At 67.0% G+C, this 21,027-nt stretch carries 16 protein-coding genes; 7 read left to right on the top strand and 9 right to left on the bottom strand.

Annotated features, from left to right (window positions below):
• Nucleotides 1–104: 104 nt before the first annotated feature.
• The 3 genes from ampD to ACA097_RS17815 all read left to right on the top strand — a co-directional run bounded on the left by ampD (nucleotide 105) and on the right by ACA097_RS17815 (nucleotide 3,691).
• The gene (gene ampD, locus ACA097_RS17805) at nucleotides 105–671 is read left to right on the top strand and encodes a 1,6-anhydro-N-acetylmuramyl-L-alanine amidase AmpD (RefSeq protein WP_043254933.1); all 567 of its coding nucleotides are present in this window, start codon (nucleotides 105–107) and stop codon (nucleotides 669–671) included.
• Nucleotides 668–1,504, top strand: a complete 837-nt coding sequence (gene ampE, locus ACA097_RS17810) for a regulatory signaling modulator protein AmpE (protein ID WP_371364922.1) — start codon at nucleotides 668–670, stop codon at nucleotides 1,502–1,504. Before ampD ends, ampE begins: the two co-directional genes overlap by 4 nt.
• 156 nt (nucleotides 1,505–1,660) lie before the next feature.
• Nucleotides 1,661–3,691: a methyl-accepting chemotaxis protein gene (locus ACA097_RS17815; RefSeq protein WP_160288278.1), complete on the top strand. Its 2,031-nt coding sequence runs from the start codon at nucleotides 1,661–1,663 to the stop codon at nucleotides 3,689–3,691.
• 194 nt (nucleotides 3,692–3,885) lie between these two features.
• Here the strand turns inward: ACA097_RS17815 and ACA097_RS17820 are convergent, their stop codons facing one another.
• Nucleotides 3,886–4,665: a TatD family hydrolase gene (locus ACA097_RS17820; protein ID WP_371364926.1), complete on the bottom strand. Its 780-nt coding sequence runs from the start codon at nucleotides 4,663–4,665 to the stop codon at nucleotides 3,886–3,888.
• A 5-nt stretch (nucleotides 4,666–4,670) separates the two neighbouring features.
• The gene (gene cra, locus ACA097_RS17825; protein WP_371364928.1) at nucleotides 4,671–5,663 is read right to left on the bottom strand and encodes a catabolite repressor/activator; all 993 of its coding nucleotides are present in this window, start codon (nucleotides 5,661–5,663) and stop codon (nucleotides 4,671–4,673) included.
• A 229-nt stretch (nucleotides 5,664–5,892) separates the two neighbouring features.
• Here cra and ptsP point away from each other — a divergent pair, with 229 nt between their 5' ends.
• The 4 genes from ptsP (at nucleotide 5,893) to ACA097_RS17845 (ending at nucleotide 12,699) form a co-directional block, all read left to right on the top strand.
• Complete coding sequence (ptsP, locus tag ACA097_RS17830; protein WP_371364930.1) at nucleotides 5,893–8,772, top strand: phosphoenolpyruvate--protein phosphotransferase; 2,880 nt, start codon at nucleotides 5,893–5,895, stop codon at nucleotides 8,770–8,772.
• Nucleotides 8,772–9,701: a 1-phosphofructokinase gene (gene pfkB, locus ACA097_RS17835; protein ID WP_371364933.1), complete on the top strand. Its 930-nt coding sequence runs from the start codon at nucleotides 8,772–8,774 to the stop codon at nucleotides 9,699–9,701. Before ptsP ends, pfkB begins: the two co-directional genes overlap by 1 nt.
• A 55-nt stretch (nucleotides 9,702–9,756) precedes the next feature.
• On the top strand, nucleotides 9,757–11,499 hold the full coding sequence (locus ACA097_RS17840) for a PTS fructose-like transporter subunit IIB (protein WP_371364936.1): 1,743 nt from the start codon (nucleotides 9,757–9,759) through the stop codon (nucleotides 11,497–11,499).
• A gap of 249 nt (nucleotides 11,500–11,748) precedes the next feature.
• Nucleotides 11,749–12,699 carry an IS110 family transposase gene (locus ACA097_RS17845; protein ID WP_371364938.1) on the top strand — a complete coding sequence of 317 codons (951 nt, stop codon included), beginning with the start codon at nucleotides 11,749–11,751 and terminating at the stop codon, nucleotides 12,697–12,699.
• Between the two features lie 604 nt (nucleotides 12,700–13,303).
• Here the strand turns inward: ACA097_RS17845 and ACA097_RS17850 are convergent.
• The 7 genes from ACA097_RS17850 to arnC all read right to left on the bottom strand — a co-directional run bounded on the left by ACA097_RS17850 (nucleotide 13,304) and on the right by arnC (nucleotide 21,024).
• The gene (locus ACA097_RS17850) at nucleotides 13,304–14,662 is read right to left on the bottom strand and encodes a UDP-glucose/GDP-mannose dehydrogenase family protein (protein ID WP_371364942.1); all 1,359 of its coding nucleotides are present in this window, start codon (nucleotides 14,660–14,662) and stop codon (nucleotides 13,304–13,306) included.
• Between the two features lie 82 nt (nucleotides 14,663–14,744).
• On the bottom strand, nucleotides 14,745–15,149 hold the full coding sequence (gene arnF, locus ACA097_RS17855; RefSeq protein ID WP_043254921.1) for a 4-amino-4-deoxy-L-arabinose-phosphoundecaprenol flippase subunit ArnF: 405 nt from the start codon (nucleotides 15,147–15,149) through the stop codon (nucleotides 14,745–14,747).
• Entirely contained in the window at nucleotides 15,146–15,490 is a 345-nt protein-coding gene (arnE, locus tag ACA097_RS17860) for a 4-amino-4-deoxy-L-arabinose-phosphoundecaprenol flippase subunit ArnE (RefSeq protein WP_371364945.1), read from the bottom strand. The genes arnF and arnE overlap by 4 nt, the downstream gene beginning before the upstream one ends.
• Entirely contained in the window at nucleotides 15,487–17,133 is a 1,647-nt protein-coding gene (gene arnT / locus ACA097_RS17865) for a lipid IV(A) 4-amino-4-deoxy-L-arabinosyltransferase (RefSeq protein WP_371364947.1), read from the bottom strand. Before arnT ends, arnE begins: the two co-directional genes overlap by 4 nt.
• The gene (gene arnD, locus ACA097_RS17870) at nucleotides 17,130–18,011 is read right to left on the bottom strand and encodes a 4-deoxy-4-formamido-L-arabinose-phosphoundecaprenol deformylase (protein WP_371364950.1); all 882 of its coding nucleotides are present in this window, start codon (nucleotides 18,009–18,011) and stop codon (nucleotides 17,130–17,132) included. Before arnD ends, arnT begins: the two co-directional genes overlap by 4 nt.
• Nucleotides 18,011–20,020: a bifunctional UDP-4-amino-4-deoxy-L-arabinose formyltransferase/UDP-glucuronic acid oxidase ArnA gene (gene arnA, locus ACA097_RS17875; protein WP_371364952.1), complete on the bottom strand. Its 2,010-nt coding sequence runs from the start codon at nucleotides 20,018–20,020 to the stop codon at nucleotides 18,011–18,013. Before arnA ends, arnD begins: the two co-directional genes overlap by 1 nt.
• Nucleotides 20,017–21,024, bottom strand: a complete 1,008-nt coding sequence (gene arnC, locus ACA097_RS17880; RefSeq protein ID WP_043254914.1) for an undecaprenyl-phosphate 4-deoxy-4-formamido-L-arabinose transferase — start codon at nucleotides 21,022–21,024, stop codon at nucleotides 20,017–20,019. The genes arnA and arnC overlap by 4 nt, the downstream gene beginning before the upstream one ends.
• Nucleotides 21,025–21,027 lie beyond the last annotated feature (3 nt).

The following is a 21,027-nucleotide window of genomic DNA, read 5'->3' on the forward strand; positions in this document are numbered from 1 at the left end:
TCGCGGACAAGGTCCGCTCCTACAGGGTTTTCTCGGTGTGGCTTTCTGCTGTAATTCTCTTCTGTCAGTAGCTGCTTTAGAGTGGGCCCAGCCAAGGAGCCCCTATGCAGTTCGATCCCCAGAGCGGCTGGTGCCAGGGCGTCAGCCACTGCCCCTCGCCGAATTTCAATGCGCGCCCGGAAGGGACGCTCGTGTCCCTGCTGGTCATCCACAACATCAGCCTGCCGCCCGGGCAGTTCGGTACCGGCAAGGTGCAGTGCTTCTTCCAGAATCGCCTGGACGCCAACGAGCATCCCTACTTCGAAAGCATCGCCGCGATGACGGTGTCGGCGCATTTCCTCATCGAGCGCGATGGCAGCGTCTTCCAGTTCGTTTCCTGCAATGAGCGCGCCTGGCACGCCGGGGTTTCCCTGTTCGACGGACGTGACAACTGCAACGACTTCTCCATCGGCATCGAGCTGGAAGGCACTGACGATGAGCCCTACAGCGACGCGCAATACGCCGCGCTGGGCGAATTGGCCAGGCAGTTGCTGAGCGCCTATCCGGGCATCACCGCCGACCGCATCCGCGGCCACAGCGACATCGCTCCGGGACGCAAGACCGACCCGGGGCCTGCGTTCGACTGGCCGCGCTTTCTCGCTTCGCTCGACTCGCCCAAGGAGTCCGCATGAGTTTCATCGTGTTGTTGCTGGTCCTGCTGGTAGAGAAATTTTCTGGCTGGCGCGTGCGCCTGCAGCGGGACGGTCTTTTTGTCGGCTGGCTGCGGCGGGTAGAAGGCATGCCTGCGCTAGCTTCGCGCCCTTGGCTCGGGCTGCTGGTCCTGCTGCTGGTGCCGCTGTTGCTGTTGGCGCTGCTGCTGACCGTGCTGCAGCCGGTGGCCTACGGGCTGCTGGCGCTGCCGGTGCACCTGCTGGTGGTGGTCTGGAGCCTGGGGCGTGGCGATGTGCACCGGGCCATCGGGCCGTTCCGCGACGCCTGGCGCCGTGAGGATGTGCAGGGCGCCTACCATGTTGCCGAGCGCGACCTGGGCGTGCAGGCGGACAACGACGGCGAGCTCTTCGCCCAGGTCCACGGCATGTTGGTCTGGCAGGCGTTCCAGAGCTTCTTCGCGGTGATCTTCTGGTATGCGCTGCTCGGTCCGCTGGCGGCGCTGGTCTACCGCCTGCTGGCGCTGAGCGTCGAGCATGCTTCGCACACGGAAATCCGTGAGCGCGCCGCGCAGGTGCGCCACGCCTTCGACTGGCTGCCGGCCCGCGCCCTGGTGCTGAGCTTCGCCTTGGTCGGCAACTTCGTCGCGGTGGGGCGCATCCTGCTGCACGACCTGCTCGCCTGGGACGTGCCGGCGGCGCGCCTGCTTGCGGCGGCCGGTTATGTCGCCGAAGACGTCAACGACAGCGACCTGGGCGCACGTGGTGTTGCCAGCCTCGATGCCCTTTGGCAACTGCTGGTTCGCGCGGCCTTGCTCTGGTACTCGATCTTCGCCCTCGAGGCACTGTTCTTCTGAGCAGTGCCGCACGTCGCCCGTGATGGCCCTTTAACCTTAAGTTACAGAACTGCCTGCCGATATCGGTTACACAGGGGCCTGCGCGCGTTCGGGGTGTGACCGGACACCGCTAGAAAATCCTGACAAGAACAATAAAGTGAACAGGAGTCGTCTTACGTGAAGACAGTGCTCGCCCCCGCCATCGCGCTGATGAACCGCCTGAGCTTCGGTATGAAGTTCAGCCTGATCAGCGTGTTGTTCTTCCTCCCGATGCTGGTTACCAACTTCTACCTGGTGCGTGATTCGTATCGGCAGTTCGTTTCGACGCGCGCCGAATTGCAGAGTCTCCAGCTGATTGCCTCCAGCCTGCAGATGCGCCGCGACGCCGAGGCCTTCAACGACCTGTTGCAGATCAACGTCAGCCTGGGTCAGTCCAAGCGCACCAATGACCTCGACAGCCGCATCACGCACTTGCAGCAGGGCCTGCAAGAGTCGCTGAGCGGGATGCAGCCGGTCGTGCAGGATGCCGATCAGGTGGACGCCTTCAATGCCAAGCGCGACGAGTTGCTCAATGCGCTCAAGGCGCTGGTCGCCGAAGGCGCGCTGCAGAGCAAGGCGGCCATGGCCGGGCATCTGCTCTCCAGCATCCAGGTGTTCAACAAGATGCTTGTCAGCCAGGCTGGATTGAGCCAGGACGACAGCGGCGAAGTGCGCCAGCTCGCCGAACTGATCACTGCTGTGACGCCCAAGGTCAGCGAAACCATCAGCCGCGGCCGCGTCATCGGTTCCGGTGCCCTGGGGCAGGGCTTCCTCAACTCTTCCTCTTCGAGCAAGTTCGATGACCTCCTGCAGGATCTCGAGAAGCTGCATGGCGATTACGGGCTCAAGGTCCAGGAAGTGCTCGACTCCAGCCCCGCCGCGCACGCCGCGCTGGGCGAGCAGGCCGTGGCCAGCCGCGAGACGCTGAAGAGCCTCGGCAAGTTCTTCGAGGAGAAGGTCGTGATGGCCGACACCCTCGACATGCCCTGGACGCAGTTCTACGACCAGGTCAGCCAGGCCATGGACCAGACCTACCATCTCAACGACAAGGTGCTCGGCTACCTCGACACCCAGCTGCAGCAGCGCCTGGCCAGCAAGAAGGCCCAGATGGTCCTGCTGGTGGTGGCCCTGCTGGTGGTGTTCCTCGCCATCGTCTACCTCTACGGCGGCTTCTACGTTTCCACCCGTTCGACCCTGAAGAGCCTGGGCAAGATGATGGAGCGCGTCGCCGCCGGCGACATGACCGTCAACTACCAGGCGCAGAGCCGAGACGAGCTGGGCGAGCTGGGCCAGGCGTTCAACGAGACGGTGCGCAAGATCCACGACCTCATCGAACAGGTTGGCCGCACCGTGTCGGAAGTGGAGCGGCAGACCGAGCGCGTGGAGTCGGTGTCGACCCAGAGCAACCAGGCGGTGGCCGGCCAGCGCAACCAGATCGAGCAGGTCGCCACGGCGATGAACCAGATGGCGGCGACCGCCCAGGAAGTGGCGCGCAGCGCCGCGGCCGCGGTGGGCAGCGCGCACAGCGTGAACGAGGAAACAGTCAGCGGACGCAACCTGGTGGATTCGCAGGTCAACAGCATCCAGCGCCTGGCCGCCGAGCTCGACCAGTCGGTGACGGTGATCAACCAGCTGGCGGCCGACAGCGCTTCCATCAGCCGCGTGCTCGACGTGATCAAGGGCGTTGCCGAACAGACCAACCTGCTGGCGCTCAACGCCGCCATCGAGGCGGCGCGCGCCGGTGAGCAGGGCCGCGGCTTCGCGGTGGTGGCCGATGAAGTACGCACCCTGGCCAAGCGCACCCAGCAGTCCACCGAAGAAATCGAGCAGATGATCGACAAGCTGCAGAGCGGTGTGAATGCGGCGGTAAAGGCGATGGGCAGCAGCCACCAGACCGCTGACGGTACCGTCAGCCAGTCCACCCAGGTGCAACAGGCGCTGGAGAACATCCTCGGTTCGGTCGGCATGATCGTCGACCAGAACCAGCAGATCGCCGCTGCCGCCGAGCAGCAGACCGCGGTGGCCCACGACATCGACCAGAACATCGTCGAGATCAACCAGGCCGGCGAGCGCACCGCCGAAGGCGCCAGCGAGACCGAGCGGGCCAGTCGCGAACTGGCCGGCCAGGTGGTCGAGCTGAAGCGCCTGATCGGTGCCTTCCGCGTCTGACCCAGGGTTTTCGCTTGCAGCCCGGCATCCGTGGTTCCGCACGGATGCACCCCATCCCACGGATGCCGGGTTGTTGGTGAAAGTAGCGATGTGCACGATTCATGTAGGAGCGAGCTTGCTCGCGAACCGCATGACACCGATGCCGCCGATGTAGCCCCTTCGCGAGCAAGCTCGCTCCTACGAAAAGCGGTTCTTCAGCTCCAGCCGAACACTTCCCGCGCGTTGCGCGTGCTGGCCGCAGCCAGCTCTTCCGCACTCACACCCCGCAGCTCCGCCAAGGCTTCGCAGATCGCTGGCAGGTGCTCCGGGCTGTTTCTTTGTCCGGGGTACATCGCTGGCGCCATGTCCGGTGCGTCCGTCTCCAGCACTATCGCTTCCAGCGGCAACTCCGCGACCACCTTGCGCAGGCGGTTGGCCTGCGGCCAGGTCGGCGCGCCGCCCAGCCCCAGGCGGAAGCCGAGCTTGAGGTATTCGCGGGCTTCTTCGCGGCTGCCGGCGAAGGCGTGGACGATGCCCCGGCGTGGCACGCGCAGACGCTTGAGCGTGGCGATCACCGCCGCGTGCGAACGGCGCACGTGCAGCAGCACCGGTAGCTCGACATCGATTGCGATGCGCAGCTGTTCTTCGAACAGCGCCTGCTGCGCTTCGCGGTCGAGTTCTTCGACGTAGTAGTCCAGGCCGATCTCGCCCACCGCGCATAGCTTCGGGTGCCCGGCCAGGCGTTGCAGCATGTCGCGCAGGTCCCGCAGGTGCTCGGGCTTGTGCTGCGCCAGGTAGATCGGATGCAGGCCGAGCGCGGCGTGCAGTTCGGTGTGTTGTTCGGCCAGCTCGATCACCCGCTCCCAGTTCTCGCGGAACACGCCCAGCAGCACCTGGCGCTCCACGCCCAGCGCGCGGCAGCGCTCGAGCAGGGCAGGGCGGTCGGCGTCGAAGTCGGGGAAGTCGATGTGGTTGTGGGTGTCGATCAGGCGCATGGCGCTTACTCGGCGCGCAGTTTCAGGGTGCGCGGAATCGGCTGCACGCCCGGTTGGTAGTGCGCGTCCTCGATGGCGCCCAGCGCCAGTTGCAGGACGCGCTCGGCGATCAGCCCGTGCTGCTGGGAAATCGCATTGACCTTCAGCGGCACGAAATCGAGCAGCTGGGTGTCGCCGAAAGTGGCCAGGCGCAGGTCCTTCGGCCAGCCACCGGGCAGCGCCTGGAATACGTCGAAGACGCCTTCGAGCAATACGTAGGACGTGGTGATGAGCGCATCGGGCAGGTAGCCCAGGCGCTGCAGCAGGTCATCCATCAACTGGCGCCCGCATTCACGGCTGAAGTTCGCCCCGTGCTCGATGAAGCGCTTGCCGGCGAAGCCCCGCGTGGCCAGTTCGAATCCGGCTGCGCGCTCCTGGCTGATGATCAGTTCGGGGCGGGCGCCGAGCAGGGCGATGTGACGCGGCGTCGGTTGCAGCAGGGTGCTGGTGAGGCGCCGGGCGGCGTCGCGGTCGTCGCTGACCACCGAGCAGAAGCGTTGCGGATCGAGCTGGCGGTCCACGGCGATCACCGGCACGCCCTTGGCCAGCAACTGCTGGTGGGCCTCGTCGTCGGCCGGCAGGCAGCTGGCGACTATCAGTGCGTCGCAACGCCGTGCGCGGAACAGGTTCAGCGCCTGGCGCTCGCTTTCCGGTTCGTCGTCGGAGCAGGCGATCAGCAACTGGTAACCGCGCGCCCGGGCGCCCTGTTCGAGCAGCTTGGCCAGGCGCGCGTAGCTGGGGTTTTCCAGGTCCGGGAGGATGAAACCGAGGGTGCGCGTCTGCCCCCGGCGCAGGCTCGCGGCCTGCTGGTCGGGGTGGTAGCCGTGCTCGTCGATCACCGCGCGCACGCGCTCCACCGTGGCCGCGCTGATGCGCCGTTGCACGGCCTTGCCGTTGATCACGTAACTGGCGGTGGTCACCGAGACCCCGGCCAGGCGAGCGATATCACTGAGTTTCAACGGGTACCCCTGACACTTGCCGACAACTGGAGGCTTCCAAGGATCACGCATTATCGAGTAACGTGCCAGTCTCAATAGGTGAAACGATTCAGCAAAGCGCTTCCCCTCGCCTGGACCGGCCTATGCTGGTCAATCGGGGACAGCGCGAAGGCTGTTCACCACACAAGCGGATGACCGCCCCGTTACGGCCGCCCCGGCTCCTGCCCGGCGTGCCGCTGAGGAGAACGATGTGCTCGAACTGACCGCGCAGCAGGTCCGCATGCAACAGCGGGCCGCGGACAAGCCGACCGCCCTTGAACTGCTCTGCCGGGCCCTGGAAGCCGACGGCCTGGTCGAACCGGGCTACCTCGCCGGCCTGCAGGCGCGCGAGGCGCAGGGCTCCACTTACCTGGGCCAGGGCATCGCGATCCCCCACGGCACGCCGCAGACCCGCGACCTGGTGGTGCGTACCGGTGTGCGCCTGCTGCACTTCCCCGAAGGCGTCGACTGGGGCGATGGCCAGATCGTCTACTTGGCGATCGCTATAGCCGCGCGCTCCGACGAGCACCTGAACCTGTTGCAGCTGCTGACCCGCGCCCTGGGCGAAGGCGACACCGGCGCGCAGCTGCGCGGGGCGCAGACCGCCGATCAACTGCTCGCGGCCCTGAGCGGTGGCGCCCGAACGCTGGCGCTCGACTCCAGCCTGGTTGGCCTGCAGCAGAGCGCCGAAGACCTCGACGAACTCCTGCTGCTCGCCGCGCGCCGGCTGAAAGCCGCCGGTTGCGCGGAAAGCGGTTTTCTCGCGGCGCTGCAGCAGGGCGAGGCGCTGTACCTGGGCAATGCAATCTGGTGGCTGAGCGGTGGCGACAAGGTCAGCCGGCCGGGCCTCGCCTTCGTCACGGCCCAGCGCGAACTGCAGCATGCCGGCCAACCGCTGCTTGGCCTGTTCTGCCTGGCTGAGCATGGCGACGCGGCGCGTCCCGTGCTCGACCGCCTCTGCTCGTTGCTGGTGGAAGGGCGCGGCGCTGAACTGGCCAACAGCACTTCGCCGCGCGCCGTGCTCGAAGCACTCGGCGGCGAGTTGCCGGTGGACTGGCCGAGCCTGCGTGTGCCGCTGGCCAACCCGCACGGTCTGCACGCACGGCCGTCGCAGGTGCTGATGTCGATGGCTCGCGACTTCAGCGGCGAGGTGCGTGTGCGCGTCGCCGACAGCGATGCTGCGCCGGTGTCGATTCGCAGCCTCAGCAAGCTGCTCAGCCTGGGCGCTCGCCGTGGGCAGATCCTGGAGTTCTTTGCCGAACCCGAGATTGCCGAGGTCGCGCTTCCCGCGCTGCGCGAGGCGGTGGAGCAAGGCCTGGGCGAGGAGGTGATGCCCCTGCCCGCCGATGCGATGCCGGCAACCGTGGTTGCCGCTGCGCCGGAAGAGCCGCCGCAGGCTCTGGCCAGTGGCGAGTGGCTGGCGGCCATCGCCGCAGCACCGGGCATCGCTAGCGGGCCCGCGCACCTGCAAGTCACCCGGCGCTTCAGCTATGCGCCGCGCGGCGAATCCAGCGAACGCGAGGCGCTGCGGCTGAATGAGGCCAAGGCGGCCATCGCCGACGAGCTCGACACCCTGGTGCAGCGCAGCCAGTCCAAGGCGGTGCGCGACATCTTCGTCACCCACCAGGCCCTGCTCGACGATCCCGAGCTGGCCGCCGAAGTCAGCGAGCGCCTGGTCCACGGCGACAGCGCCGAGGCAGCCTGGGACTCGGTGATCGAACAAGCGGCCAAGCGTCAGGAAGCACTCGGCGATGCCTTGCTCGCCGAACGTGCCGCCGACCTGCGCGACCTCGGTCGCCGCGTGCTGGCGCGCCTGTGCGGCGTGGCGCTGGCGACCGAGCCGGAGCAGCCCTACATCCTGGTCATGGAAGAGGTGGGGCCATCGGATGTGGCGCGCCTAGATCCACAGCGTGTCGCGGGCATCCTCACCGTACGCGGCGGCGCCACCTCGCATAGCGCGATCATCGCGCGCGCCCTGGGCATTCCCGCGCTGGTCGGTGCCGGCGAAGGCCTGCTGCAGTTGCAACCGGGAAGCACCTTGCTGCTCGATGGCGAGCGCGGCCAGTTCATGCTCGCGCCGAGCGCCGAAACGCTTGAGCACGCCTTGCATCAACGCGACCAACAGCAGCGTCGCCGCGAAGTTGCCGAAGCGCGCCGCCATGAGCCAGCGCACACCCGTGACGGCCATGCCGTGGAGGTCTGCGCCAACCTCGGCGACAGCGCCGGCGCCGCCACGGCGGTGGCTTTGGGCGCGGAAGGTGTGGGCTTGCTGCGCAGTGAGTTCGTCTTCCTCGACAGCCCCTGCGCGCCCGACCTGGTCGCCCAGGAGGCCGAATACCGCCGCGTACTCGACGCCCTCGACGGTCGCCCGCTGGTGGTTCGCACCCTCGACGTGGGTGGCGACAAGCCGCTGCCGTACTGGCCGATCCCACACGAGGCGAATCCCTATCTCGGCGTGCGCGGCATTCGCCTGACGCTGCAGCGCCCGCAAATCTTCGAGACCCAGCTGCGCGCCCTGCTGCGTGCGGCCGACGGACGCCCGCTGCGGATCATGTTCCCGATGGTCGGGCTGGTCGAGGAGTGGCGCCAGGCCCGCGACCTGGCCCTGGCCCTGCGCGCCGAATACGACTGCGCCGACCTGCAGCTCGGCATCATGGTCGAGGTGCCGTCGGCGGCGCTGCTGGCGCCTGTCCTGGCGCGCGAAGTGGACTTCTTCAGCATCGGCACCAACGACCTGACCCAGTACGCGCTGGCCATCGACCGTGGCCACCCGAGCCTCTCGGGGCAAGCCGACGGCCTGCATCCGGCGGTGCTGCAACTGATCGACATGACCGTGCGCGCGGCCCATGCCCACGGCAAGTGGGTCGGCATCTGCGGCGAGCTGGCGGCCGATGCTCAAGCGTTGCCGTTGCTGCTCGGCCTTGGTGTCGATGAACTCAGTGTTTCGGCGCGCAGCATTCCGCTGGTCAAGCAGGGCGTGCGCGAACTCGACCAGGCTCGGGCCCGCGAACTGGCGCAGGCCGCGCTTGGCCTGGCGTCTGCCGGCGAGGTCCGTGCGCTGGTGTCCAATGCCTTGGGGGAGGATCGCTGATGGCCCGCATCCTGACCCTGACCTTGAACCCGGCGCTGGACCTGACCGTACGCCTGCCAAGGCTCGAGCCGGGCGAGGTGAATCGCAGCGAAGCGGTCATGGCCCAGGCCGCCGGCAAGGGGCTGAACGTCGCCCAGGTGCTTGCCGATCTTGGCCATCAGCTGACCGTGGCCGGCTTCCTCGGTGCCGACAATGCGGCTGCCTTCGATGCGCTTTTCCAGCGTCGGGGTTTTCGCGATGGCTTCGTCCGCGTGCCCGGTGAAACCCGCAGCAACATCAAGCTGGCCGAGCACGACGGCCGCGTCACCGATATCAATGGCCCGGGTCTCCTGGTCGACGCTGGCGCGCAGGAGCTCCTGCTGGATGAACTCGCGCGCCTCGCCGCCGGGCAGGACATTGCCGTGGTCTCCGGCAGCCTGCCGCGTGGCGTCGATCCGCAATGGCTTGCCGAGCTGATCCTGCGCCTCAAGCGGCTCGGTCTATGGGTGGCCTTCGATAGCAGCGGCGAGGCACTGCGGCATGGGCTCGCGGCCAAGCCTTGGCTGGTCAAGCCAAACGCCGAGGAGCTGGCCGCCGTGTGCGGTCCGGCGGATGCCGAGGGTGTCGATGCCCAGGTCCGGCAACTGCAGCACGGCGGCATCGAGCATGTGGTGCTTTCGCAAGGCGCCGAGGGTGTTCACTGGTTCGCGCCCGACGCATGCCTGAAGTCGAGCCCTCCGCGCGTGCAGGTTGCCAGCACCGTGGGCGCCGGCGACTCGCTGCTCGCGGCCATGCTCCACGGCCTGCTCGCCGGTTGGCCTGCCGAGCGTGTGCTGCGCCATGCAACGGCGGTCGCGGCGCTGGCTGTCACCCAGTTCGAGTTCGGTGTTGCCGACCCCGTGCGCCTGGCCGAGCTGGAAGGCCAGGTCGTGGTGTCCGCGCTGGATTGATTCGCCATCCGCCCGCTTGCGGGCCCGAGGTGGCGCCATAACAAGAGGTACGACGATGAAACTTGCCCTGATCACTGCCTGCCCCAACGGCCAGGTCACCAGCCTGCTCAGCGCGCGCCTGTTGCGCGCCGCCGCCGAACGCATGGGCTGGTCGGTGTGCGTCGAGAGCAACGAGCCGCAACGCCCGGAACTGCGCCTGAGCGCCGAGCAGATCGCCGCTGCCGAGCTGGTCATCGTGATCAGCCCGCAGGCACTGGAGCTGAGCCGCTTCGCCGGCAAGCGCCTGTGGCAGGCGCGGCCGGCCGAGGCGCTGAGTGATCCCGCTGCCTTCCTGCAACGCGCTGCTGCCCAAGCGCAACCCTGGCAGGGCAATGCCGAAACGCAGGCACCTGTGCCGGCCAAGGTGGCGCGAGTGGTGGCGATCACCGCCTGTCCGACCGGAGTGGCGCACACCTTCATGGCCGCCGAGGCGCTGCAGCAGGCGGCGCAGAAACTGGGCTGGGAGTTGAAGGTGGAAACCCAGGGCTCGGTCGGCGCGCGCAACCCGCTGGCCGCCGAGGACATCGCCGCCGCCGACGTGGTGCTGCTGGCCACCGATATCGAAGTGAACACCGAGCGTTTCGCCGGCAAGCGCATCTTCCGCTGCGGCACCGGCGTGGCGCTCAAGCAGCCCGAGGCGATGCTGCGCAAGGCGCTGGAGGCGGGCGTCGAGGAAAGCGCTGCGAGCACGGCGGGAGCCACGGCCAAACCGGCGAAAGGCGAGGCGCGCGGTCTGTACAAGCACCTGCTGACCGGCGTGTCCTTCATGCTGCCGATGGTGGTCGCCGGCGGCCTGCTGATCGCGCTGTCCTTCGTCTTCGGCATCACGGCATTCAAGGAACCGGGCACCCTGGCCGCCGCGCTGATGCAGATCGGCGGCGAGACCGCCTTCAAGCTGATGGTGCCGATGCTCGCCGGCTACATCGCCTGGTCCATCGCCGACCGCCCGGGGTTGGCGCCGGGCATGATCGGCGGCCTGCTGGCCAGCAGCCTGGGCGCGGGTTTCCTCGGCGGCATAGTCGCCGGCCTGCTCGCTGGCTATTCGGCGAAGGCGGTCAGCCAGTACCTCAAGCTGCCGCAGAGCCTGGAGGCACTCAAGCCGATCCTGCTGATCCCGCTGCTGTGCAGCCTGTTCACCGGGCTGGTGATGATCTACGTCGTGGGCAAGCCGGTGGCCGGGCTGATGACGGCGCTGACCGACTTCCTCGCCGGCATGGGTACCGCCAACGCCATCCTGCTCGGCCTGCTGCTTGGCGGGATGATGTGCGTCGACCTCGGCGGGCCGATCAACAAGGCGGCCTACGCCTTCTCCGTCGGCCTGCTCGCCTCGCAGAGCTACGCACCGATGGCCGCGACCATGGCGGCCGGCATGGTGCCGCCGATCGGCATGGGCATCGCCACCCTGCTGGCCCGGCGCAAGTTCGCCCAGAGCGAACGGGAGGCCGGCAAGGCGGCGCTGGTGCTGGGGCTGTGCTTCATCTCCGAAGGCGCGATTCCGTTCGCCGCCAGGGATCCGCTGCGTGTGATACCGGCCAGCATCGCCGGCGGTGCGCTGACCGGCGCACTGTCGATGTTCTTCGGCTGCAAGCTGCTGGCGCCGCACGGCGGACTGTTCGTGCTGCTGATCCCCAACGCGATGAACCACGCGCTGATGTACCTGCTGGCGATTGCGGCGGGGAGCGTGGTGACGGGTGTGCTTTATGCGGTGCTCAAGCGGGATGAGTCGGCGTTGCCGATGGCGGTGCCGGAGCGGGCGTGAGGTTCATGCGTGCCGCTCGCGGACAAGGTCCGCTTGTATGGCGTTAGGGTAGGAACCTGTCGGGGTGTGGAGGGACAAGATCCGCTTCTGCAAGCCAGACGGTAGGAGACTTCCCCCACCCACCCGCTCACGACAAGCGCCGATAAGGAATCCATCGGATTGAGTAGCCGCTCAAACCGACAATACCGGCAAGCCTGCGCCAATGTGAGCTCCCGACAGGTTGGACCATCTTCACTGTCGGAGAACCCCATGACAAGCCAATCCCCGGTTATCGGTATCGATGTCGCCAAGGAGTCGCTGAGCCTCTGCGATACACGCTCGGGCGAGGTATTCGAACTGGCCAATGACGTCCGCACCATCAAGGCCTGGCTGAAAACCCTTCCTCCCTGCTGCGCCATCGCGATCGAAGCGACCAGCACCTATCACATGGATGTTGCGACCCTGGCGCATGCGCGGGGACATCGGATCTACGTCATCAATGGCTTTCGCCTGAGCAACTACCGCAAGGGGATTGGTGGGCGAAACAAGGATGATCGCAGCGATGCCCTGCTGCTGGCCCGTTACCTGACCCACGAACAAGCGCAACTGGAACCTTGGCAGCCGCCAAGCAAGGCCTACTGCCGCCTGCAGACACTGCTGCATCGGCGTGCTGCACTGGTCCGTAGCGCCATCTCGTTGCGCCAGAGCTTTTCCCAGGATCGCTCCTTGGCCAAGGCGCTGAGGCCTGTTCTCAAGCAAATGGCCACACTGGAGTTACGCCTGGAGAAAGAGATTCAACAGGCGCTGCGAGAGGCCGGCCTAATGGAGCAAAGCAGGCGCTGTCAGGCCATCGAAGGGATCGGACCACTGACGGCAGCGGCCCTGAACCTGGCATTTCTGCGGGGGCATTTTCGCAATAGCGATGCCTTCATCGCCTTTATCGGATTGGATGTGCGGCTCAAGGAGTCCGGCCGCTATAGCGGCCGACGAAAGCTGACCAAGCAAGGGGATCCTGAAATCCGTCGGCTGCTCCACAACGCGGCCATGGCAGCAGCGCGCACGCAGCGCTGGCAAGTCCTTTACCAAAGCTACTTGGCGCGCGGCCTGAAGAAGATCGAGGCCCTGACTATCCTCGCCCGCAAATTGGCCCGAATTGCCTTTGCCCTGATGCAATCCCAGATCAGCTACCAGCCTCCAAAGCAGGAGCCGTCATTGACATAGAATCTCCTACACGTCTCCGACATCCCCGCGAACGCAGGGACCCCGAAAACGGGTTTCCATCCCGGCACGAAAATGGCGGATAACCCCTTCGGGGTTATTCGCCCTACGAAAAGCGCATACGCGCTTCGCTCTTGGGATTTCCAGCGAAATGTCCGCACGCGCCGAACGCCCCTTTCAGAAGGCCGAGCGAAACCCCCGTAGAGGAGGTCGGGCGACATGGATGTCGCACAAGCCCCGATTTGTACAGGGACGTACTTTCGGGGTGGGCCTCCGGTGCGGGGGAGTTCGTGAGGGGAGCCCGGCTTCATCGGGCCCGTATGACGGGGCGAAGCGTTCTTGGTTACTTCTTAGGCGTTTGTAAGAAGTGACTCGCCGAGAGGCGAAACAAGAAGCGTCCGAACACGCCGAAGCGGCGCGTTACACCCAAACAAGATTTTGGGTCCCCGCGTTCGCGGGGAAAACGTGGAGGGAAGGTGCGGCACGTGACCGTAGGAGCGACGGGGGCGCCCAGCCCTTGTCCGCGAAAATGTCGCGGATGAATCCGCTTCTACAGGGGGAGGATCGGCTCGCTCCTACGCAGGGCAGGAGCGAGCTGGGGCTGGGATCAGCTGCGGGGCGTCGGCACCGGCAGGCGATGGGAATCGCCGCGGCCCATCGGGAAGTACTCGAAGCCGTAGCGCGCCAGGCGCTCGGGATCGTAGAGGTTGCGGCCGTCGAAGATCACCGGGGCTTTCAGCTGACTGGCCAGCAGCTTGAAGTCCGGCGCCTTGAACTGCTGCCACTCGGTGCAGACGATCAGCGCGTCGGAGCCGCCCAGGACCGCTTCCGGGGTGCCCATCAGGGTCAGGCGCTCGTCGTGGCCATACAGGCGCTGGGCCTCGGACATGGCTTCCGGGTCGAAGGCGCGGACCTTGGCGCCGGCTTGCCACAGCGCTTCCATCAGGTCGCGGCTCGGCGCGTCGCGCATGTCGTCGGTGTTCGGCTTGAACGACAGGCCCCAGAGGGCGAAGGTGCGGCCGGCGAGGTCGCCCTTGTAGTAGGCCTTGATGCGTTCGAACAGCTTGTTCTTCTGCCGGCGGTTCACTTCTTCCACGGCGCGCAGCAGGTCGTTCGAGCAGTTCGCTTCCGCGGCGGTGTGGATCAGCGCCTGGACGTCCTTCGGGAAGCAGGAGCCGCCATAGCCGCAGCCGGGGTAGATGAAGTGGTAGCCGATGCGCACGTCCGCGCCCATGCCCAGGCGCACCGACTCGATGTCGGCACCCAGGTGCTCGGCCAGCTCGGCGATCTGGTTGATGAAGCTGATCTTGGTCGCCAGCATGCAGTTCGCCGCGTACTTGGTCAGCTCGGCGCTGCGCAGGTTCATGGCGATGGTGCGGTCGTGGTTGCGGTTGAAGGGCGCGTAGATCTCGCGCATCACGTCCAGCACTTCGTTGCTGTCGCAGCCGATGATGATGCGGTCGGGGCGGCGGCAGTCGGCCAGGGCCGAACCTTCCTTGAGGAATTCGGGGTTGGAGACGATATCGAATTTCAGCGTGCGGCCGCTGTCGGCCAGGATCTTCTCGATATGGGCCTTGATGCGGTCGCCGGTGCCCACCGGGACGGTGGATTTCTCGACGATCACCACCGGCTCGCTGCGGTGACGGGCGATGCCTTCGGCAACGGCGAACACCGCGCTGAGGTTGGCCGAACCGTCGTCGCTGGGCGGGGTGCCTACGGCGATGAACTGCACCAGGCCGTGGGCCGCGGCGGTGGCGACGTCGCTGGTGAAGTGCAGGCGGCCGGCTTCCAGGTTCTCTTTCACCAGTTCAGCCAGGCCCGGCTCGAAGATGCTGATCTGGCCGCGCTTGAGCTTGGCGATCTTGTCCTCGTCGATGTCCATGCAGACCACGTCGTGGCCCACTTCCGCCATCACCGCGGCCTGCACCAGGCCCACATAACCGATACCGAATACGCTGATTTTCATACGGGACATCCCAAAGCTTGCAAATGATGCGCTGGCGCCGGCATCGCCTCGCCGCGCGGGGCGGCAGCATGCGGGCAATTCATTACGGTTGATCCATCGTCGGGCGCGGGCTGTTGATCGCCAGCACGCCGGCGATCACCAGGCCTACGCCCAGCGTCTTGAACAGGCTCAGGCTTTCCCCGAATCCGGGCAGCAGGGCTGCGCCGAGGTAGACCAGAGCGTAGCTGATGCTCAGCAGCGAATAGGCGCGGCCGAGCGGTAGAAACTTGAGCGCGCCGAGCCAGCACAGCATCGACAGCGCGTAGGCCAGTACGGCGCAGAGCAGCACGCCGAGCATCGGCAGCAGGCTGGTATCCAGCGCTTGCAGGGCATTCAGCCATTCCTGTGGTGCCGGCAGGCGGCTCATGGCCCAGCGCATGCCGAGCTGCGCCGAGCTGACCAGGGCGACGCTGCCCAGGGCGAGAATGAAGCCGGTCGCGCGGCTCATGCCTGCACTCCCAGCAGCACCACGCCGCCGCCGATCAGCAGGATGCCGAGCCAATGGCGGGCATCGACCGGCTCGCGGAACAGGTAGCGCGCGGCGAGGGTGACCAATACGAAGTTGATGCTCAACATCGGGTAGGCGATGCCCACCGGCAGGCGTTGCAGCACCAGCAGCCAGGCCAGCAGGCCGAAGCCCAGGCAGGCGATGGCCAGCAGCAGCCATGGCGACAGAATTTTCTGCAGGGCGCTGTGCTCGCGTGCGCTCCAACTCTCCACGGCCAGTTTCTGGGCGATCTGGCCGAGGCAGGTGAGCAGGCAGGCGATGGCGAGCAGCAGGGCGGTCATGGTGCGGCCTGTGGAATCAGCAGGAACACCAGGTGGTTTTCCCGGTAGCTGATGGAGTCCTTGGGCATCAGCGCGAGCTCGGCTTCGTCGCCGGCGCTGTTGACCCGCATGATGACGCCTACCGAGCCCTGTTTGCGGGCCTCGGCGAGCCAGGCGGGGAATTCCTCGAGACTGAGCGTGCGGCCCTTGGCGTCCGGTTGGGACAGGCCGTACTTCAGCTCGCCCACGGTGTTGAGCAGCTGGATGTTGGCGCGACCGGTGCGCCAGGCCAGCGCCGAGGCGGTGCCCAGGTCGTTGCTCAGCAAGGTGTGCGCGGAGGCGAGCTGGTCCTGGTACTGGGCGATGAACTGGTCGGGCATCTTGCTGTTGACGATCTTCTCCGGCATGGCCGCCGGCACCACCGCCACCAGCAGCCAGGCCGCCACCGCCGGCGCGGCCCAGAGGGCGCGCGGGCGGGCCAGCTGCAGGCCGCCGCAGACGGCCCAGGCCAGGCACACCAGGCCGACCAGCAGAACGCTAGCGGTCTGGTGGTGGTAAACCGGCTTGTGCAGCTGGATGAACACCAGTCCGCCCAGGGCCAGCAGGCCGCCGACCAGGTTCAGCCAGCCGTTGAAGCGCAGCACGCGCAGGCGTCCGCTTTCCAGGGCTGCGAGCACTGCGTCGGCCATCAGCAGGGCGAGCGGGGCGAAGCAGGGCATGGTGTAGGTCGGCAGCTTGCCCTTGGCCAGGCTGAAGAACAGGAAGGGCATGGCGAACCACAGCAGCAGGAACACCGCATGCGGTTGGCGGCGCTGCGCCCAGCCGCGGGCGAATGCCGAGGGAATCAGCAGGGCCCAGGGCAGGGCGCTGGCGAACAGCAGCGGCACGAAGAACCAGAATGGCCGTGAATGCTGGGCGTCTTCACCGGCGAAGCGGCGGATGTGCTCGTGCCAGAAGAAGAAGTTCCAGAAGTCCGGCTCGCGGGCGTAGATCGCCAGGCCCCAGGGCAGGCTCAGCAGCACGGCGACCAGCACCGCCAGCGGGCCGTAGCCGAAGAGTTCGCGCCAGCGACCCAGCCAGAATACATAGGGCAGGGCGACCAGCACCGGCAGCAGGCCGGCGAGGAATCCCTTGGTCATGAAGCCCATGGCGCAGGCGGCGCCCAGCAGGCCCCAGGCGAGCAGCCGGCCGCGCCGGTCCTCGGCCTGGAAGGCCAGCCAGAGCGCGGCGATGCTGAGGTTGGTCCACAGGGTGAACTGCGGGTCCATGTTGCTGTAGCCGGCTTGCCCGGCGATCAGCGCGAAGCTGGCGTAGAGCAGCGCTGCGACTTCGCCGCGACGGCTGTCGGGCCACATGCGGCGGCCGACGAAGAGCACCAGCAGGGTGCTCGCCAGGGTCACCACGACCGAGGCGATGCGCGCGCCGAAGAGGTTCTCGCCGAACAGCATCTGGCCGAGCGCGACCAGCCAGTAGCCGGCGATGGGCTTCTCGAAGTAGCGCAGGCCGAGGAAGTGCGGCGACACCCAGTCGCCGCTGTGCAGGATGGCCTGGGAGATCTGCGCGTAGCGCGACTCGTCGGGGATCCACAGGCCATGCAGGCCCAGGGGAACGATGAAGAACAGCAGCAACACCGCGGCTGCCAGTGGCCAGAAGCGCTGGGTCATCGTTGGACCCCGAGCCAGCCCTCGCGGCCTTCCAGCGTGCCGCGCGTCAGTTGGCCCGCGGGGAGCGCCGCCGGATCGGTCGGCAGCAGCTGGCCCAGCGGCTGGAAATGAATGTCGCCCTGCCGGGCGCGGCCCAGCAACTGGCGGAACTGCTCTGCCATGAGGATTCCTTCCACTTCGGCATGAATGGTGTAGACGTTCAGTGCGTCAGCCCTGAAGCGCCGCAGGATGAAGTCGTTGAAGTCGGCGGCGGCCAGGTTCGGGCCCACCACTTCGTCGTAGGTCGGCATGTCCACCGGGACCTGCGCGGTGCCCAGGCTGCCGTCCGCCAGGCGCGGGCGGAACAGCGAGGTGCCGCGGCAATCGCTGTTGTAGCGGAAGCCGAAGGCTTCCTTGGCTTGCACGGTGCGCTCGTCGGCGCGCCAGCCGGCTACGGCCGAGCAGTCCACGCGCTGGCCGAGGATGTCGCTGAGGGTGTCCACCCCGAGCGCGATCTGCTTGTGCAGCTGATCGGCGCTCCAGGTGCCGGCGTTGGCCTGCCAGCCGTGGTGGTCCCAGGCGTGCAGGCCGACCTCGTGGCCGGCCTCCAGGGCTTTGCGCATCAGGTGGCCGAAATCGCGGCCGATCGGCTTGCCGGGCCAGGCGGTGCCGGCCAGCAGGATGTCCCAGCCGTAGAGGCTGGCAGCCTTGGAACGCAACATCTTCCACAGGAACTGCGGACGCACCAGGCGCCACAGGTGGCGGCCCATGTTGTCCGGGCCGACGCTGAAGAAGAAGGTTGCCTTGATTCCGGCTTCGTCGAGCAGTTCGAGCAACCGCGGCACGCCTTCACGGGTGCCGCGGTAGGTGTCGACGTCGATGCGCAGACCCGCCTGCATCAGGCGTTGTTCCCCGCCTTCGCCGCCTTGGCGGCTTCCTGCTCGGCGATGGCCTCGCGGAGGAAGAAGTCCAGGGTCTTGGCGATGGTTTCGCGCATGTGCACGGTCGGTTCCCAGTTCAGCAGGCGGCGAGCGTTCTCGATGCTCGGCTTGCGGTGCGACACGTCCTGGTAGCCGTCGCCGTAGAAGGTGCGGCTTTCCACTTCGCGGAAGCCGGCGAAGGGCGGGAAGTTGCTACGCAGCGGGTGGGCTTCGAACTGGCGCAGCAGCTCCTCGCCCAGCTCTCGGATGCTGGCTTCGTTGTCCGGGTTGCCGATGTTGACGATCTGCCCGTTGCAGCGGCCGCCTTCGTTGTCGACGATGCGCGCCAGCGCCTCGATGCCGTCCACCACGTCGGTGAAGCAGCGCTTCTGCGCGCCGCCGTCGACCAGGCGGATCGGGGTGCCTTCCACGAGGTGCAGGATCAGCTGGGTGATGGCGCGCGAGGAGCCGATGCGCGCGGAGTCCAGGCGGTCCAGGCGCGGGCCCATCCAGTTGAACGGACGGAACAGGGTGAAGCTCAGGCCCTTCTGGCCGTAGGCCCAGATGACGCGGTCGAGCAGTTGCTTGGAGACCGAGTAGATCCAGCGCTGCTTGTTGATCGGGCCGACCACCAGGTTCGACTTGTCTTCGTCGAAGTTCGGGTCGGTGCACATGCCGTACACCTCGGAGGTCGAGGGGAAGATCACGCGCTTGTTGTACTTCACGCAGTAGCGGACCAGCTTGAGGTTTTCCTCGAAGTCCAGTTCGAACACGCGCAGCGGGTTGCGGGTGTATTCGATTGGGGTGGCGATAGCCACCAGCGGCAGGACCACGTCGCACTTCTTGATGTGGTACTCGATCCACTCGGTGTGGATGCTGATGTCGCCTTCGACGAAGTGGAAGTCCGGGTTGGTCTTCAGGCGCTCGATGGCGTCCGAGCCGATGTCCAGGCCGTACACCTCGTAGTTGCCGTCGCGCAGCAGGCGCTCGGACAGGTGGTTGCCGATGAAGCCGTTGACGCCGAGGATCAGCACGCGGGTCTTGCGCTTGGGCTTGCTCACCGAATACAGCTTCGAGCCTTCCACCAGGCCCATTTCGCGGGCCAGTTGCGGGCCGGCGAGGAACAGGCCGGCGTCGCCTTGCTGGCCGGCGAGGACTTCAAGGCTGTCCTGGCCGCAGGCGATGCGCAGCGGATCGGCGCTCAGCACGCTGCCGGCCGGGCGGCCGTCGTTGCCGGCGACCACTTTCGAACTCCAGACGATCAGCTTGCGCTCGCCAACCGGGGCGAAGGCGCCCGGGTACGGCTGGGTGACTGCGCGCACCAGGTTGTGCAGTTCGCGGGCCGGGCGGTTCCAGTCGATCTGGCCGTCGGCCGGGGTGCGGCGGCCGAAGTAGCTGGCCTTGCTCTCGTCCTGGGCGGTTTCCTGGATGTCGCCCTTGAGCAGCGCCGGCAGGGTCTTGCCGAGCAGCTCGCGGGAGGCTTCGCGCAGCTTGCCGTGCAGGCTCAGCGCGGTGTCTTCGTCAGCGATGGCGACGCGTTGCTGGGCGACGATGGCGCCGGCGTCCGGGCGCTTGACCATGCGGTGCAGGGTCACGCCGGTCTCGGTCTCGCCGTTGACCAGCACCCAGTTCGCCGGGGCGCGGCCACGGTAGCGCGGCAGCAGCGAGCCGTGCAGGTTGAAGGCGCCTTGGCTGGCGCAGGCCAGCAGCTCTTCGCCGAGCAGGTTGCGGTAGTAGAAGGAGAAGATGTACTGCGGCTGCAGTTCGCGGATGCGCGAGATCCACAGCGGGTGGTTGACGTCTTCCGGCGCGTGCACCGGGATGCCGCGCAGGGCGCAGAGCTGGGCTACCGAGCCGAAGAAGCGGTTCTCGCGCGGGTCGTCCGCGTGGGTGAAGACAGCATCGATCTGGTAGCCAGCGGCCAACAGGGCCTCGATGCCGGCGCAGCCGATGTCGTGATAGGCGAAAACGATGGTCTTGGCGGTCATTTGGCGAGGGACTCAACTACAGGAGAAAGGGATGCGGGGGTGTTGCCAGGCAGGGCCTGGCCGCGCAGCACGCGCTCGACGAAGAAACGTGGGCGGGCCCGTACGTCGTTGTAGACGCGGCCCAGGTATTCGCCGAGCAGGCCCATGCCGACCAGCTGTACCCCGGTGAACATGAACAGCACGGCGAAGAGTACGAACACGCCGTCGCCGGCCCAGGCGGCGCCGAACAGCACGCGCAGCATGAGCAGCAGCAGGCCGAAGGCGAAACCGGCCAGTGCCATGCCGCCACCGACCAGGCTGAGCAGGCGCAGCGGGGTGGTGGTCATGCAGGTGACCAGGTCGAACATCAGGTTGATCAGGCGCAGGAAGTCGTATTTCGACTCGCCATGCTCGCGCTCGGCGTGGCCGACCATGATCTCGGTGGTGTGGCGGGCGAAGCTGTTGGCCAGGATCGGGATGAAGGTGCTGCGCTCGCGGCAGGCCAGCATGGCTTCGACGATGCCACGGCGGTAGGCGCGCAGCATGCAGCCGTAGTCGCTCATGGCGACGCCGGTGGAGCGCTGCACGGCCATGTTGATGAGGCGCGACGGCCAGCGGCGCAGGGCCGAGTCCTGGCGATTCTGGCGGACGGTGCCGACCACGTCGTAGCCCAGCGCGGCCTGCTCGACCAGGCGCGGGATTTCTTCCGGCGGGTTCTGCAGGTCGGCGTCGATGGTGATCACCACGTCGCCGCTGCAATGCTCGAAGCCGGCCATGATCGCCGCGTGCTGGCCGTAGTTGCGGTTGAGGATGACTGCCAGCACGTGGCTGCCAGGCGCCTCGGCGGCTTCCTGGAGGAGCTCGGCGGAGCGGTCGCGGCTACCGTCGTCGATCAGCACGATCTCGTAGTCGCGGCCGAGCTGGCGGCAGGCCGCGTCGGTGCGGCGCAGCAGCTCGGGCAGGCTGGCTTCTTCGTTGTAGACGGGGATGACCACGGAGACGCGGTCGATCGGATAGGGTTTCACGAG

Source organism: Pseudomonas sp. QL9 (assembly GCF_041409665.1).
GTDB classification, from domain to species: Bacteria; Pseudomonadota; Gammaproteobacteria; order Pseudomonadales; family Pseudomonadaceae; genus Pseudomonas; species Pseudomonas knackmussii.